This window comes from Candidatus Merdisoma sp. JLR.KK011 (assembly GCF_036941125.1).
Lineage (GTDB): Bacteria > Bacillota > Clostridia > Lachnospirales > Lachnospiraceae > Laedolimicola.
The window spans coordinates 1,279,369-1,295,000 of record NZ_JAYWSZ010000004.1 but is presented as its reverse complement, the minus strand read 5'-3'; the positions used below and the strand labels follow the sequence as shown (position 1 = coordinate 1,295,000).

Genomic DNA, 15,632 nt, shown 5'->3' with positions numbered 1-15,632 from the left:
CCCCTACGTATTACCGCGGCTGCTGGCACGTAGTTAGCCGGGGCTTCTTAGTCAGGTACCGTCATTTTCTTCCCTGCTGATAGAAGTTTACATACCGAAATACTTCTTCCTTCACGCGGCGTCGCTGCATCAGGGTTTCCCCCATTGTGCAATATTCCCCACTGCTGCCTCCCGTAGGAGTTTGGGCCGTGTCTCAGTCCCAATGTGGCCGTTCACCCTCTCAGGCCGGCTACTGATCGTCGCCTTGGTGGGCCGTTACCCCGCCAACCAGCTAATCAGACGCGGGTCCATCCCATACCACCGGAGTTTTTCACACTGTTCCATGCGAAACCGTGCGCTTATGCGGTATTAGCAGTCATTTCTAACTGTTATCCCCCTGTATGAGGCAGGTTACCCACGCGTTACTCACCCGTCCGCCACTCAGTCAAAGAAAGCTTCAAACCGAAGTAATCTGCTTTCAGTGCTTCGTTCGACTTGCATGTGTTAAGCACGCCGCCAGCGTTCATCCTGAGCCAGGATCAAACTCTCATGTTTAAGTGTTTGTCTGGTCAGAAATCGCTGCTAGCAATTTCTTTCCCGTTCTTACTGTTTTTAGGTCGCTTATCTCTAAGCTGTTCTTGAATGATAACCGTCCGGCTCCTTACAGAACACGAACCATTATCCATGATTCTCTTTCAGAATTTTCAAGGTTTTACACTGTTTAGTTATCAAGGTTCGCTTGCTGCTGTCCCGTGCGACAGCTTCTATATACTACCACGCCATTTTACACTTGTCAACACCTTTTTTTATTTTTTTACAAAATTTTTTCCACCCCTTTTCCCCTCCCATTTTCCACCCATTTTTTCAACCCCTTTTTCACCTTTTCACCCATCCCCCCATACCCCCAACACTCCCACCCCTCCGCCCCCAAAAACCAGTTCAGACAGTCTGCGGCAAAATCCGCTCCGTGGTGTTTTCCGGTATCCAGTGTCCGGCTGTTCGCGTACACTTTATCTGATATGGACGAACATTGCCCCAAAATTCTCCGAAAAGAAAATCCAAAAGGCAATGTCCGTACAGAGCAGATAAAGTGTACGAGAACCGTCCGAACACAGGATACCGGAAAACACCACAGAGCAGATTTTGCCGCAGACTGTCTGAACGTCCGTCCCCCTATCCTAAAACGCCCTCAAATAAATCTCCAAAACATCCCCCTCCCCCATAACCACAAAAGCCTTCCCCAACCCAGCCCCTGCTCTCTTCGCCATAACCTCAAACCTACTATCATCAACCCCGACATCCCTCAAAGTCTCCGGCAGTCCCATATCCCTAAAGTACTTCCCGGTAGCCTCAATAGCCCTCTCTGCAATCTCCATATCCGGCAGCGACTCCTCAATCCCCCACACATTCACTCCATACTCCACATACTTCCACACATTATCCTCCCGCAGCATATGCCGCAGCCAGTGAGGAATCAGAACCGCCAGCCCCTCCCCATGAACAACATCATAGTAAGCGCTCAGCTCATGCTCCATGGCATGGACACTCCACCCCACCGGACTTCCCTTCGTCAGAAGCCCGTTAATCGCCCAGCTCCCGGCCCACATAAGATTCGCCCGGGCCTCGTAATCCTCCGGATTCTCACATGCGCGGCGCCCATACGCAACACAAGTCTTCAGTACCGCCTCTGCAAACCGGCTCTGCAGAAAAGCCCCTTTATTATTATTGAAATAAACCTCAAGAGCATGGCTCATAATATCCGCCGTCCCGGCTGCCGTCTGCTTCCTGGACACCGTAAACGTATACTCCGGATCCATAATAGAAACCTTAGGACGCATCCCCGGATTGGAAGGCCCCGTCTTCTCCTGTGTCTCCAGATTCGTAATAATCGCGCTGGTATCCATCTCACTTCCCGTCGCCGCAAGCGTAAGCACCGTAATCACCGGCAGCACCTTGCCGATCGCCGCCTTCCCGGTTACAATCCCCCACATATCATCACTGCCAGAGAGCGTCCCGGCCGCAATCAGCTTCGCGCAGTCAATCACACTGCCGCCTCCCACCGGAAGAAGCACATCCAGCTTATGCTCCCGGCAGAGCTTAACCCCCTCCTCCACACTGGTAATGCGGGGATTGGGATCCACGCCTCCCAGTTCCATGAACGGTATGTCATTCTCATTCAGAATCCCCACAACCCTGTCATACAGTCCAATCCTTTTGATACTTCCTCCGCCATAGACCAGCAGCACCCGGGTGCCCCATGTCTTGATCTCCTCCGCCAGCTTACCAATCTCTCCCCTTCCAAAATGCACCTTTGTGGGAATGTGATACATAAAATTCTGCATAAAATCCTTATCCTCCATTTCTCTTATCACAGGGCGGACAAACCTGCTTCTTCCAAAAGCCGCCCTTAAGCCAAGCTTAAACATCCTTCTTCCAGCTTCTTTTCTGCGTTGCTAAGACGTCTCTCCTGCCGCTTTATAACAGCGTATTACCTCTGCCAGCCGCTCAGGCTTCTCATAATACTGCATAAGCGTGCTGCCCAGGAAAAATCCCTGTCCTCCGCTCTCCTTTATAAATGCCACATCCTCCGGCCTGCGGATCCCCACACCGCAGTAGACCGGCCGGGACACTCCCTTTTCACGCAGCAGTTCAATCGCCTTCTTTAATGTCTTTCGTCCTCTTCCCTCATCCAGATCCCTCTGGGACGGCAATGCCTGCATATACACAAAGCCATTGGCAGAGCAGACCCTGGAAATCTCCTCCGGGTACATGGTATAATTCATGGAGGCAGCAATCTTTATCCCCTCCTGCATAAGCCGGGCCTTCGCCGCCTCATCCGTCAGATTCCCGGAAAGAATCGTTTCAATGCCATTATCCCGGCAAAAAGCAGCCAGCCTTCCCGGGGAAAGTTCCAGAATCGTTTCCTGGTACAGAAGTAAGATAATCTCCGTATCCGGAAACCTTCTGCAAAATCCCTGGAGCCTTTCCAGATACACCTCATAATCGCCGCATGCCTCCCTGGCCTTTTGCATCTTTTCTGCAATATAAGGCGGATCTACATAAGGATCCTTTGGCGGAAGGCTCCACTCTATGGCGTCACAGCCGGCCCTCACATAAAGCTCCGCTATTTCCAGACTTTTCTCCATACTGGGATATCCGCCTGCCAGATAACAAATCATCTTCATACACTATCCGTCCTGATTCTTCTTTCCGCCTGCCTGACCGCCTTCATTAAAGCTCTGCCAAGCTCCGGATCTATGGGTTCCATTGTACTGCCGCCCTTTTTCATGGCAGTGCCTACAATCGCTCCGTCCGCCGCCTCAAGCTGTTCCGCCGCATTTCCCAGACTGAATCCGCTGCCTGCCACTACCGGTATGGGAACCGCCTTTTTCACCCGTCTGACAGCCTCCAGAGGTGTTTCCAGCCCCGTGGACAATCCGGTCACAATCAAAACCTCCGCCCCGTATTCCCAGGCCGTCCGGGCCGATTCCTCCAGGGAAACCTCCGGCAGAAGCAGATGGGAATGCTTTACCTGGACATCGGCCCATATTCCGATATGCTCCGCCCCCAGCAGCCTGCGCATACGCAAGACCTCCTTTGCACAGGGGCCAATCTTCCCCGCCCCTGTAACCATCACGCAGTCCACATAAACCGGGCAGCGGATAAAGGAAGCCCCCGAAGCACAGGCAACGGCGATTCCTGCCGGGCCGTCATTAAAAGAAGCATCGATGCCGACCACAAGCCCCGTCTCTTCCACAACCTGCCGTGCAACTGCCGCCAGGGCTGCAGTCTGCTCCGTTTCCAGCCGCTCCGCCAAAGGCCTGTCATTTGTATTTTCCACAATAACAGCGTCCACTCCCACGGCCTTAAGAGCCGCAGCGTCTGCCAGAGCCTTATGGAGCACCGCTTCCATGCTTCCGCCGTACAGCAGTGTTCCCGGCAGCGGCAGGCAGTGCACCATCCCGGCAATCACCTTTTTGCCTTCCCTCATCTTCGCCGTCAATTCCTGACTCTGATTTTTATTCATCTCTTTTCACCTCGGTTACTGGGCCATAACGCCCAGTGCAGTGAGCAGGATACACACTGCCATGGAAAGCATAATCAGCACAAATGTATTTACCTTCTTTCCCAGCAGCCAGTAAAACAGCCAGATGACCCCCAGAGACGCCAGGCCCGGAAAAATATTGTCCAGGGTTGACTGTAAAGACACTGCCGCATCCTCCGTTCCAAAGGTGATGGCAAAGTTTGTCCATACAAAGCCGTTTGACATACAGCCGATGACAAGAAGCCCCAGAACAGACGCCGCCTCCATAATTTTCTCCATCAGCCCGGAGCTCTGAACCTTGTGCAGGAAATCAACGCCCAGGCGGTAGCCCATCTGTCCGCCCCAAAAACGGAACATAAAAGAAGGTATGTTATACAGCAGCCCATAGAGAATCACGCCCATCACCTGCCCCTGCAGCGCCATGGAAATACCAATGCCCGCGCAGATAATGCGCCAGGTTCCAGGAAAGATAGAATCCAGAATCCCGGAAAGAGGGCCCATCAGCGCACCCTTGACTGCCGGAATTGTCGCCGGATCAAAATCGGGATTCTTCGCATTTTCCTCCTCCATGGCAATGGTAAGGCCTCCCATGAACGCATGGCCCTGGGGTGTAATATTGAAAAATTCCATATTGCGTTTCAAGGCTTCCCGGTAACCCTCTTTATCATCCTCATAGATCTTTTTCAAAAAGGGCGCAATCATAAAGGTAAATGTCTTATGCACCAGCCGATCCCAGTTTACGGAAAATCCTCCGGTGATAGATCGGATATTCATCCGCCGGATATCTGCCTTTGTGAACATACGGTCTTGATTTTCTTGATTAGAAGTCGTCATCTGTCAGATCCTCCTCTCCCACCTCTGCACCGGCAAGCCTGCCTGTACGAAAGTCATATTTAATCAGAATGTAAACAACGCCTATCACTGCGGCTCCAAGAACCGGCACACCAAGATAGCCTGCCAGCACCCAGCCAAGGAAGAAAAAGGGCGCCGCTTTTTTGTTCATGGTCATACGCATCAGCATGGCAAAGCCAATCGCCGGAAGAATACCGCCCGCTACCGACATCCCCTCCACAAACCAGTCGGGAATCTGTCCCAGAAGGTTTACGACCGCCTCGCTTCCGAATCTCCAGGCGAAAAATACCAGAAGGAATTTTAACAGGATATTCAGGCCGCCCTCCAGAAACATAACGGCATAGATTCCCTTCTCATTTCCTTGATCTGCCGCTTTATCGGCCAGCTTGGATGTGAGGGAATGAACCGACCACAGCACATTCTGGAAGGAGGTCGCTATGATTGCAATGGGAATCGCCATAGTCAGGGCCGCTTCCGCCCCCAAGCCGGACTGGATGGCAAATGCCGTTCCCAGAACGCCGCCGACCGCCGCATCAGGCGGAATATAGGAGCCGATGGCCATAGCGCCCAGAAAGAATATCTCAATCGTTGCCCCGATGATCAGTCCCTGTGTGGGATCACCCAATATAATGCCTGTAATCCACCCCAGCACCAGCGGTCTGCCAAGGAACGGAGTGCCAAGCCCCCATTCTATATGGCTCCAGGCCGCCGTAAGCCCCAAAAGTATCGCTTGTAACATAGAATCCCCCTCCTTTTACTTTATCAATTTTTCTGCAGGTATCGCTTTGGTCGTCGGCACGTTCTGCATTTCCACGCGAATGCCCTCCGAAATCAGTTCTTTCAGCATGGCAGTCTCCTCCGGCGTAACCCATACCCAGCTTGTTAAGGTCTGGGTATTCTCCCGTTTCCCGTTGTAGCCGATGCTTACGCCCTTTAACACCGAGCAGTTCTTCACCATCCGGTATGCGTCCTCAATGGATTCCACAACAATCATCAGCCTGTATTGATCCGTCTTTCCTTTGTTGATGGCCTCAACCGAATCCGCAATGGTCTTGATGACCAGCTTCGTTCCCGCCGGCTTGCTCATTTTAATCGTCGTAAGCCGCAGCGGATCGTTCTGCAGGGAGTCGCAGGCAATCAGAATACAGTCTGCGCCCACAGAAGTTGTCCATGTGAACGCCACCTGCCCGTGCAGAAGTCTTTTGTCAATTCTCAAAAGCTTTATCAGTTCCTTCACCTCCTTGTTCTTCCAGCCCCAATCCTCCTGCCATCAGGCAGGCGATAAGGATCATTCGTTAAATTCCTCTTCCATCACCTCCTCCACAATCCGGTTGCAGTAGCATATAGAATTTTTTCCGCTGTTTACCACCTCATCGATCAGCTCCGGCAGCGGCAGATCCCTGCCCAGAAACAGCCCCAGCAAAAAGCCCAGGTTCATTCCGGCCAGAATGTGAAGATTTTTCCGGTCCAGATGGCGTACAAACTGGTTGCAGACACTGCCTCCCATGACATCGGTTACAACAATCACTTCGTCCTCAAGAGGGTATGCTGCCAGCAGCCGGCTCACAGAATCCTCCATCACCTCCCCTGGATCGATGTATGCCCCATAGCACCGGACATCCTCCACCTCTCCCAGAATCAGCCGCACAGCGTCCAGCATACCCTCCGCAAGCCTTCCATGGGAAGCAACAATAAAATGTCTCATCTTCTATCCTCCATTAAATGCATCCTTCTAAAATGAATGTTCCGGATTTTCATTTTCGATATAATCATAAATATATTTAATCTCCGACGTAGGAAGCTCCACATGGTAATGCTCACAAATCTGCACAAAGCTTTCCTTCACATAGCGGATAAACTGCTCCTGTTCCTTCTGAAACACCTGGGAATCCTCTTCGTCCTCCTCCGATGTCCTGGTCACAAGCCGCTCAATCAGACAGCTGATATGAATGTAAAGCCCTACGATTGTCTTTGCGGCAAACTGTCTTTCCATCATGTGCTGCAGCCGGTTCACCGCTATCTGTACGAATTCCAGAAGCTTGTCCGCATCCAGAATCGTCAGATGCTTCACAACATTCTGCAGGGAAAAATTTTTCAGAAGATTCCGGGCAAATTCCTCCAGCTGCATGGCATCCATATTTTCCGAAAACATCTGGCGTATATCCTTCTCATCCATTAGATTGATGATTTTCTCAATGGGGATAAACGGCGCTCCGCTGATGCCAGGGTTAAACACTCCCGACACGAACAAGACATTCCGGTTCTGAAATAATTCCCGGTTCTGCCGCTCTGCCACCGCAGAGTCAAAATCACAGCTTATGACTTCCACATCGCTGTTTTTCGGCAGACTGTCCCGAAACAGCCGGATCATGCGCTTCGCTACTCCGGTGTCGTTTTTTTCCACAAAGACAACCGTATCCGCCAGCTGGCGCCGGGGAATGACCCGGTAGGAAAATGCCCGGCGTCCGCAAAGCTCTTTAAGAACACATTCCGCTTTTCTGCCTTCCAGAATTCCTTTTCCCAGCTCCAGGGCCAGCCCTGTCGTGATATCGCTGATCATAACAAGATTCAGCTTCCTTTCCTGCAGAAGCAGCTCATCCAGGGCCTCCAGCGTATCCATATCAATCATCAGGATTAGATTCTTCACATGCTGCTGCGTCCGAAGATACCGCTTGATGCGTTCCGCTGTCTCCCCGACAGGGGTGTCTGCCAAAATATCCATGGGCACAAAAAGAAAGGTCTTCAGCCATCCGTTGACCGTCTGTGCAATACTCCCTGCCGTATGCCCGTGGGCCAGAATGACGCAGGATGTTTTGTTGACAGCCTTATCCGCATTCACCACGCAGATGCAGATATTCAGCGCCAGCAGGCAGACGTGATCCAAGCTCACATTCAGGCGGCGGTTCAATACGGCCGCTGCCTCCGCTGCAATTCCATGGACATCCGGCCTGGCTTCTTTTAGAAACTGCAGGCACTCCTGCAGCTCCTTTTCATGGAGCTGTTCCCACTGCCGCATATCCGTATCTGTCTGCATGGAATTGCAGATCACTCGAACGAGAAGCGCCAGCATATCGGCCGGAAGCTGTAACTGGTACAGGCTGCAGATGCTGTCCAGCCCATGTTCTACCATCTTATTTATGGCCTGGGTATGCTGATTCTGATGCGGTCCGCCGAACAGGAACAGCCCCTCAGACTCATACAAGATCTTAGACCAGGCAGCCGTCAGCTCCGTAAAATCTCCCTTCTGCTCTTTGTAATTCCGATACTCTTCCAGCAAAAGGGAAAAGAATTCCTTGTTTCTGGCAGACGCCTGTTCCGACAGAACGCCCAGGCTGACGGCCGTCTCTTCCTCATCACTTTCATTTTCCAGACGGTATTCCTCCACCATCTGTTCCGGCAGATGGAAAAGCTTAATCAGAAGCTCCCGATCCCTTTTTGTATAGTGCAGATACGCCTTCGCACAGCTAATCTGAATCATTCCCTTAAGCTGGGTTAGATTTTCCGAATACTCATATTGCAGAAAGGCATTGAGAGCCGGACGGCTGATGGTGATATCGATTCCAATCTTATGCATTTCATCGTCCAGAAAGGTCTGTATCAATTCTATTTTTTCCTGGATGGAACGCTCCCCCAGGGAAGGGATTCTGACGATAAAGGGAATTCTTCTAAGAAAATCCCGATCAAGGGTCTCCTTCGGATCCACGTTGGATGCAAAGGCTGTCTTGCAAGGCGCCCATGGGTTTCTTCCTCCGCCCACACCGCTTCCTTCCTCCAGCCTCCCAAACAGCCTGCTCTGCACCCTGGCCGGAAGCAGATGAATCTGATCGAAGAAAAGAACGCCCCCTTTCGCCTGTTCCAGAAAGCCGTCTTCTCCCTGTGAGAACATCCTCTCCCAGAATGCCTTCTCACACTCTGCAAATTCACTGCAGTTTATGGTAACCAGGCGGCTCTCCTCCCCGATATAGCCCTTCCCCTGGGCATACTCATACATCTGCCGGACCATAAAGCTTTTTCCCACTCCGGGCCCTCCAAAGAGCAGGATAGGAAGGCCGGACGGCGGATAGCCCATAGCTGCCTTACACTGCTCAACGCATTCCCGGAGGCTTCCGTAAAAGCCGGCTGCCCGGCCAAAGCCAAGCCGTACCATATCGTGGCTGCGGAGTATCTCCAGCAGATCCGTTTTACTCTTAAACACCACCATATTCAGTTTTATACGGTACTTTTTCTCAAAGGTACGCTTATGAATGAAATATACCGGTCTGGAAATAATCTTGATCGCCAGTGATTCCTTTACGAAATCATTCAGATACTGGCTTGCCAGATTTCTGCTGATACTCAAAAAATCACTAATGCTCTGGGCCGTATAGGGCGTATCGTTTTCTCCGTCATACTTCTCTGTCAAGAATGCCAGATATTCCAGAACCTCATCACGTGTATTTGACTGATACATTGCTTCTCTCCACTTCTGTCTGCTTATTATAGCATCCCGCTCTGCTATTATTTCGCAATTCAAACAGTTTCATCAGTTACCGCGCAATTCAGACACTTATCCGTATCCAATTGTTGATTTTCTCATATTCCGCCTCCTTATCCGACAGTTTTTTTGATATTTTGTACAAATATTTTCTAACTCGACACTTTTTCTCTTCACACTTCATATGAATTCTTCCCCAATTTCAAGACAAATACCCAGACGCAGGCCGTCAGGCCCCTGCCGCAGGAATAAAAAAAACAGGTATGCAACCCGATACCTGTTTCTAACCGCTCCTTTGTATTCCGAAAGCATACCCACACTTTCGCAAGAGTCTTCTATATTTACTTTTCTTCGTCCTCTTCTCCCCATTCCCGAATCTCATGGAGCAGCATAGGCATCACCCGGGAGCTGTATGCCTTCAGCGAATACTCCCCGTTGCAGATGCACCAATCGTAAAGCAGGGCTCGTTCGCAGAGTGCATACAGCTTGGTAATCTCATAGGAAGACATGGACGATGTCAGCTCCCCTTTCTGCTGTCCCTCCGACACAATCTCATTCAGCAGCCGGTAATACAGACGGTTCCGATCCAGCAGATGCTTCTCCCCCCTGGTAATCAGCTGGGACGAGTAAAGAGAGGCCAGAAGCTCCCTGGAAACACTGGTCTCAATCATACCGAAAAGCTCCTGGTTCAGATAGATCAGCTTGTCAAAGCTGTTCCCCTCCGGCTGGAGCTTTGGCAGAAGCTCTTCGTATTTATCGTCAAAGAGATAAGACAGGGAGCTTAACAGGGCATCCTTCCCTTCAAAATAATGATAAAAAGTGCCTTTCGACGTACCGGCCTCCCGTATAATCTCATCTACCGTAGTATCGTCATAGCCCTGCCTGTAAAAAAGCTTCCAGGCCGCCGTTACAATCTTCTTCTTTGTCAGCTGCTTTTTCTGCTTCGCCATAACCGCCTCCGCCTGAATTTTGCCTCAAGACCTAAGCCTTGGCTTGACGCTTTCTTTCGTTCTTAGTATAATATGGGAGTTTACTGAATGCAAGTACAACACACGGCATTGTTTATAGATACGAAAAGGATGTTACTGTTCATTCCGCGGCCAGTAACAAAAGGGGTATACTTATGTGGATAGCAGAAAATTGGAAAGACTATGAAGTACTGGACACTTCACAAGGCGAAAAGCTGGAGCGGTGGGGAAATTATATCCTGGTAAGGCCCGACCCCCAGGTCATCTGGGACACCCCCAGAACACACAAAGGATGGAAACAGAAAAACGGCCATTACCACCGCAGCAAAAAAGGCGGCGGCGAATGGGAATTCTTTCAGCTTCCCCAGCAGTGGAGCATCGGATACAAGACCGATACCCCACAAGCCCTTACCTTCCAGCTAAAGCCCTTCAGCTTCAAGCACACAGGCCTCTTTCCCGAGCAGGCCGCCAACTGGGACTGGTTCGGCGCAAAGATACGCGCCTGCGGCCGTCCGGTTAAGGTTCTGAATCTCTTTGCCTACACAGGAGGAGCCACCTTAGCCGCCGCCAAGGCCGGAGCCTCTGTCACCCACGTAGACGCCTCCAAGGGTATGGTAGGCTGGGCCAGGGAAAACGCCCGGGCCTCCGGTCTGGAAGCAGCCCCTATCCGCTGGATTGTAGATGACTGCGTAAAATTTGTAGAGCGAGAGATACGCCGCGGCAATCATTACGATGCCATTATAATGGATCCTCCCTCCTACGGCCGGGGCCCCAAGGGAGAAATCTGGAAAATAGAAGACGCCATTTTCCCACTGATTCAGCTGTGCAGTCAGCTCCTAAGCAAAGAACCTCTATTCTTCCTGGTCAACTCCTATACCACAGGGCTTGCCCCCGCTGTCCTAACCTACATGCTGGCATCCGCACTAAGGCAGTTCAACGGCGCTGTAGATTCCCAGGAAGTAGGACTTCCCGTATCCTCCACCGGTCTCGTACTCCCCTGCGGCGCAAGCGGACGCTGGTCGGCAGGCTAAACTTTCCAAACTCATAGCATAAAAAACTGCGGCCAGACGCTCCACGAGCCCGCCGCAGTTCTTTTTTTATTCTTTAATAATAGTAATAATTAGATTCAAGGCTTTCCATAACCCCCACCGCAGCCGCACTCATCACAATCACCAAAACAATCGAGAACACCATCATAATCGCAAAGAAAATGAGATAAGCCTTGAAAAAGTTAGATTTACTCTTCTTCTCCGTACTGCTGAAGGCCCACACAAACATCATTACAATATTAACACAGGGAATCAGCATAACAAGCATCGAGATCATCCACTCTCCCATGCTCATAGGCTCTTCCAGATTATCCTGAGCCGGCTGGTACTGATACTGAAGCTGGGATTGAATACTACTAGTCTGCGGCTGCTGATACTGACTGCCGCCATAGGAACCCTGCTCCTGATTCTCAGAATTATTGTACATATCATCCATAACATTGCCCTCCTCAAATTCCATCTTAAAATCCTTATATCTTCCGTCTTAGTGTACCACTTTTCCCCCGCCAATGCAACTCTTTTCCCTCCCCAAAACCTACCACATTAACTCCACCGGAAACCCATTCCTCATCCGATACACATAAAAAACCATCATCCCAAAAAGAAGCCCTACAAGCCCCGCCGTAAGCATATGCAGCCTCTTATCCAGCAGATACCGGTTTACCCCAAACATCCCTCCAAGCAAAATCCAGCCATACACCAAAGGATGAAGCTCCCACGCCTCCCTCAAGCGTCCTGTCAGAACCAGGACAAACGCCCGTGTCATCCCACATCCCGGGCAGGGCAGATGCAGCACAATCATCATGGGGCAGAACTGCCCGAAAAGCAAATGAACCGTCACATAATACACGGCAATTCCCAACAAAGCATACCGCAGACTGTACAAATCCTCTCCCAGACGCTTAAGCCCCTTCTTCACTCTCTCCATTCCTTCAGCTCCCTATCAAAAAGAGGGCCGCCTTTTCGGCAGCCCCCTCTGTCCTTACCTTGTCTTATTTTTCCTTTAAGCCTTGCCTGCGCTGCCCAGTACGTCTTTGATCTTATGAGCAACAACATCCTTTACATTGGCACGAGCAACAGTCAGATACTGTCTCGGATCAAAGTAATCCGGATGCTCCTGCATCACCTGGCGGATGCCGGCTGTCAGACCCAGACGCAGGTCAGAGTCAATGTTGATCTTGCAGACAGCAGATCTTGCCGCCTCACGCAGCTGCTCCTCGGGAACACCGATAGCATCCTTCAAAGCTCCGCCATTCTCGTTGATGATCTTTACATACTCCTGGGGAACGGAGGATGCACCGTGAAGAACGATGGGGAAGCCCGGAATTCTCTGCTCAATCTCATGGAGAATGTCAAAACGAAGCTGGGGCTTTGTGCCCGGTTTGAACTTGAATGCGCCATGGCTTGTACCAATAGCAATCGCAAGGGAGTCAACGCCGGTCTTGGTAACGAACTCTTCTACCTCGTCAGGCTGTGTATAGGAGGAATCCTCGTCGGATACATTCACATCATCCTCGATTCCAGCCAGCTTGCCAAGCTCAGCCTCTACCACTGCGCCGTGAGCATGGGCGTACTCAACAACCTTCTTTGTAATTTCAATATTCTCCTCAAAGGCATACTTGGAAGCATCAATCATAACGGAGGAAAAACCGCCGTCTACACAGGACTTGCAGATCTCAAAGTCTGCGCCGTGATCCAGATGCAGAGCAATCGGGATGTTCGGATTCTCAATGATCGCTGCCTCAACCAACTTGGTCAGATAAGTATGGTTTGCATACTTTCTGGCTCCTGCGGATACCTGCAGGATAATGGGGGAGTTCAACTCGCCGGCTGCCTCTGTGATAGCCTGTACGATCTCCATGTTGTTCACATTGAAAGCGCCGATTGCATAGCCGCCTTCGTATGCTTTCTTAAACATTTCCGTTGTTGTTACTAAAGCCATTGTTATCATCCTCACTTTTTTATGAAATTTTAACGGTTACGATCAGTATACTACAAACCGTAAAAATCATCAATGTAGAATTCATTTTTTTTGCAAAACCTTCTGGACTTCCCCTCCACTTTGTGATACGTTGTTTAATAGGCATAAGATTCTCTGCCAAATTTGCTTAACATGATAAATTACAGAATGGAGGAGATTTCTATGGGTGGATTTTTTGGAGTTGCTTCCAAAAGCGATTGTTTGTTTGACTTATTTTTCGGAGTAGATTACCACTCCCATCTGGGAACCAGACGAGGCGGCATGGCCGTATACGGAGAGGAAAAAGGCTTTGACCGCGCCATCCACAACATTGAAAATACACCGTTCCGAACAAAATTTGATAAAGATATGCGTGAGATGAAGGGCTATCTGGGTATCGGCTGTATCTCAGACTATGAGCCGCAGCCTCTCATTGTCCGCTCCCACCACGGCACCTTTGCCATCACAACCGTAGGCCGTATCAACAATACCGATGAAATCACAGATTTGATCTGCAAAAACGGACACGCTCATTTTCTGGAGATGAGCGGCGGAGACATCAACCCTACCGAGCTGGTAGCCTCTGTCATCAACCAGAAGGAAAACCTGATTGAGGGCATCCAATATGCCCAGGATCTTATCAACGGCTCCATGACCTTTCTGATTATGACTCCCAAGGGAATCTATGCCGCCCGGGATAAGATGGGCCGCACCCCTGTGGTGATCGGCCAGAAGGAGGACGCCTGCTGTGTATCCTTCGAAGACTTCGCCTACCTGAATCTAGGCTACTCAAGCTATAAGGAGCTTGGCCCCGGCGAGATTGTGGTTCTCACCCCGGATGGGGTAAAGACACTGGCGCAGCCGGGAAAGGATATGAAGATCTGCACTTTTCTCTGGGTTTATTACGGCTACCCCTCCAGCTCCTACCAGGGCATCAGCGTAGAGCAGATGCGTTATAACTGCGGCGCCAAGATGGCTGAAAGAGACAATGTGAAGCCCGATACGGTAGCCGGCGTTCCCGATTCCGGAATCGCCCATGCCATAGGCTACTCCAATGCCTCAGGGATTCCCTTTACCCGGCCCTTTATCAAGTACACGCCCACCTGGCCCCGTTCCTTTATGCCCACCATCCAGAGCAAGCGGAATCTGATTGCCAAGATGAAGCTTCTGCCTGTCCACGAGCTTATTGACGGCAAGAGCCTGCTGCTCATCGACGATTCCATTGTACGGGGCACACAGCTTGGAGAGACTACGGAGTTCCTCTACCAGAGCGGCGCAAAGGAGGTTCATATCCGGCCGGCCTGTCCGCCCATCCTCTACGGCTGCAAGTATCTCAACTTCTCCCGTTCCTCCTCCGAGATGGATCTCATCGCCCGGAGGGTGATTGAAAAGCTGGAGGGAGGGCCTGTGACAGATGAAGTATTAAAGGAATATGCCGACCCGGAATCGGAGAAATACGAACAGATGCTGGAAGAAATCTGCAGGCAGTTAAATTTCACGTCTCTGCGCTACAACCGCCTGGATGATATGATTGAATCTACGGGACTTCCGGCAGAGAAGCTCTGTACCTACTGTTGGAACGGAAAAGAATAAGAGTATGATCAAAAGGGCTGCCGCAATGCGGCAGCCCTTTCGTGGGATTTCAGTTATTCAGCCACTCCATGTCAAATTCCGTAAAATCACGGATACAATGAGCGGCCCCTGTGCGAATCAATTCCGGATGGACAGAATCACTTCCAATACCTATGATTTTTCCTGCATTATTTTCTCTTGCATAGCCGATTGCGCTTATGCTGTCTTCGATCACAATACATTCCGAAAGCGTCTTCCCCAATCTTCTGGCAGCCTCTGCCTGCATCTCTCCCTTGTCCGCATATGCACCGTCGTCATAGACGCACATCTCACGTTCAAACCACTCCTCCAGATGAAAGGTCTCAAAATAAAAATCAATGTTATCCTTAATGGAGGCCGTGGCAAGCGTATAAGAGATCTGCTGCTCCCTAAGCTTAAGGAACAGCTCCTTGGCTCCTGCTGTCAGATGTACCTTATCCGGATTCTCCATGCAGATTCCCCGGTATATGGCTTCCTTGTGGACAGACCACTTCTGTCTTTCTTCCTTTGTCAATTGGGGAGCAAGAGCATAAATCAGGGTATCGTTGGGCGGTCCGCAGAAAAATGCCGGATCCGGTTCCTCATCCTTTTCTTTGCAAAGCTCCCGGTAAACCCTTGACCATGCCTCCTCATGGAAGCATGTGTCAAGGAAAAGCGTACCATTAAAATCAAAAACGACTGCCTGCTTCATCCG

Annotated in this window: 15 protein-coding genes and 1 rRNA gene (1 of these 16 running past the window's edge); 2 read left to right on the top strand and 14 right to left on the bottom strand. The window is 50.7% G+C overall.

All coding sequences use genetic code 11. The features are described from left to right. The 10 genes from VV089_RS20100 to VV089_RS20055 all read right to left on the bottom strand — a co-directional run. A 16S ribosomal RNA gene (locus VV089_RS20100) occupies positions 1 to 534 on the bottom strand (it extends 1,002 nt beyond the left edge of the window). A gap of 623 nt (positions 535 to 1,157) precedes the next feature. Beyond that, positions 1,158 to 2,405 (bottom strand): iron-containing alcohol dehydrogenase, encoded by a 1,248-nt coding sequence (locus VV089_RS20095; RefSeq protein ID WP_334337156.1) that lies wholly within the window; start codon positions 2,403 to 2,405, stop codon positions 1,158 to 1,160. 27 nt (positions 2,406 to 2,432) lie between these two features. Further along, positions 2,433 to 3,164 (bottom strand): tryptophan synthase subunit alpha, encoded by a 732-nt coding sequence (locus tag VV089_RS20090; protein WP_334337155.1) that lies wholly within the window; start codon positions 3,162 to 3,164, stop codon positions 2,433 to 2,435. Further along, positions 3,161 to 4,006, bottom strand: a complete 846-nt coding sequence (locus tag VV089_RS20085; RefSeq protein WP_334337154.1) for a BtpA/SgcQ family protein — start codon at positions 4,004 to 4,006, stop codon at positions 3,161 to 3,163. Before VV089_RS20085 ends, VV089_RS20090 begins: the two co-directional genes overlap by 4 nt. Before the next feature lie 15 nt (positions 4,007 to 4,021). Then, entirely contained in the window at positions 4,022 to 4,858 is an 837-nt protein-coding gene (locus tag VV089_RS20080; RefSeq protein ID WP_334337153.1) for a PTS system mannose/fructose/sorbose family transporter subunit IID, read from the bottom strand. Next, positions 4,845 to 5,615, bottom strand: coding sequence for a PTS mannose/fructose/sorbose/N-acetylgalactosamine transporter subunit IIC (locus VV089_RS20075; protein WP_334337152.1), 771 nt, complete (start codon positions 5,613 to 5,615; stop codon positions 4,845 to 4,847). Before VV089_RS20075 ends, VV089_RS20080 begins: the two co-directional genes overlap by 14 nt. A 15-nt stretch (positions 5,616 to 5,630) precedes the next feature. After that, complete coding sequence (locus VV089_RS20070; protein WP_334337151.1) at positions 5,631 to 6,113, bottom strand: PTS sugar transporter subunit IIB; 483 nt, start codon at positions 6,111 to 6,113, stop codon at positions 5,631 to 5,633. A gap of 51 nt (positions 6,114 to 6,164) precedes the next feature. Further along, positions 6,165 to 6,581: a PTS sugar transporter subunit IIA gene (locus VV089_RS20065; protein ID WP_334337150.1), complete on the bottom strand. Its 417-nt coding sequence runs from the start codon at positions 6,579 to 6,581 to the stop codon at positions 6,165 to 6,167. Between the two features lie 27 nt (positions 6,582 to 6,608). After that, positions 6,609 to 9,326, bottom strand: a complete 2,718-nt coding sequence (locus VV089_RS20060) for a sigma 54-interacting transcriptional regulator (protein WP_334337149.1) — start codon at positions 9,324 to 9,326, stop codon at positions 6,609 to 6,611. Between the two features lie 365 nt (positions 9,327 to 9,691). After that, positions 9,692 to 10,300, bottom strand: coding sequence for a TetR/AcrR family transcriptional regulator (locus VV089_RS20055; RefSeq protein WP_334337148.1), 609 nt, complete (start codon positions 10,298 to 10,300; stop codon positions 9,692 to 9,694). Between the two features lie 173 nt (positions 10,301 to 10,473). Between VV089_RS20055 and VV089_RS20050 the strand changes: the two genes are divergently transcribed. Continuing rightward, positions 10,474 to 11,349 (top strand): class I SAM-dependent methyltransferase, encoded by an 876-nt coding sequence (locus tag VV089_RS20050; protein ID WP_172541676.1) that lies wholly within the window; start codon positions 10,474 to 10,476, stop codon positions 11,347 to 11,349. Positions 11,350 to 11,422: 73 nt separating this feature from the next. Here VV089_RS20050 and VV089_RS20045 read toward each other — a convergent pair whose 3' ends face one another. The 3 genes from VV089_RS20045 to fba form a co-directional block, all read right to left on the bottom strand. Beyond that, positions 11,423 to 11,803: a hypothetical protein gene (locus tag VV089_RS20045; protein WP_334337146.1), complete on the bottom strand. Its 381-nt coding sequence runs from the start codon at positions 11,801 to 11,803 to the stop codon at positions 11,423 to 11,425. Between the two features lie 99 nt (positions 11,804 to 11,902). Beyond that, the gene (locus tag VV089_RS20040) at positions 11,903 to 12,295 is read right to left on the bottom strand and encodes a DUF2752 domain-containing protein (RefSeq protein WP_334337145.1); all 393 of its coding nucleotides are present in this window, start codon (positions 12,293 to 12,295) and stop codon (positions 11,903 to 11,905) included. Positions 12,296 to 12,370: 75 nt separating this feature from the next. Next, positions 12,371 to 13,309 (bottom strand): class II fructose-1,6-bisphosphate aldolase, encoded by a 939-nt coding sequence (fba, locus tag VV089_RS20035; protein WP_172541896.1) that lies wholly within the window; start codon positions 13,307 to 13,309, stop codon positions 12,371 to 12,373. Positions 13,310 to 13,510: 201 nt separating this feature from the next. Here fba and VV089_RS20030 point away from each other — a divergent pair, with 201 nt between their 5' ends. Then, positions 13,511 to 14,920: an amidophosphoribosyltransferase gene (locus VV089_RS20030; RefSeq protein WP_334337144.1), complete on the top strand. Its 1,410-nt coding sequence runs from the start codon at positions 13,511 to 13,513 to the stop codon at positions 14,918 to 14,920. A gap of 49 nt (positions 14,921 to 14,969) precedes the next feature. Here the strand turns inward: VV089_RS20030 and VV089_RS20025 are convergent, their stop codons facing one another. Next, a complete protein-coding gene (locus VV089_RS20025; RefSeq protein ID WP_334337143.1) occupies positions 14,970 to 15,629 on the bottom strand; it encodes an HAD family hydrolase in 660 nt (219 codons plus the stop codon). Between the last annotated feature and the right edge of the window lie 3 nt (positions 15,630 to 15,632).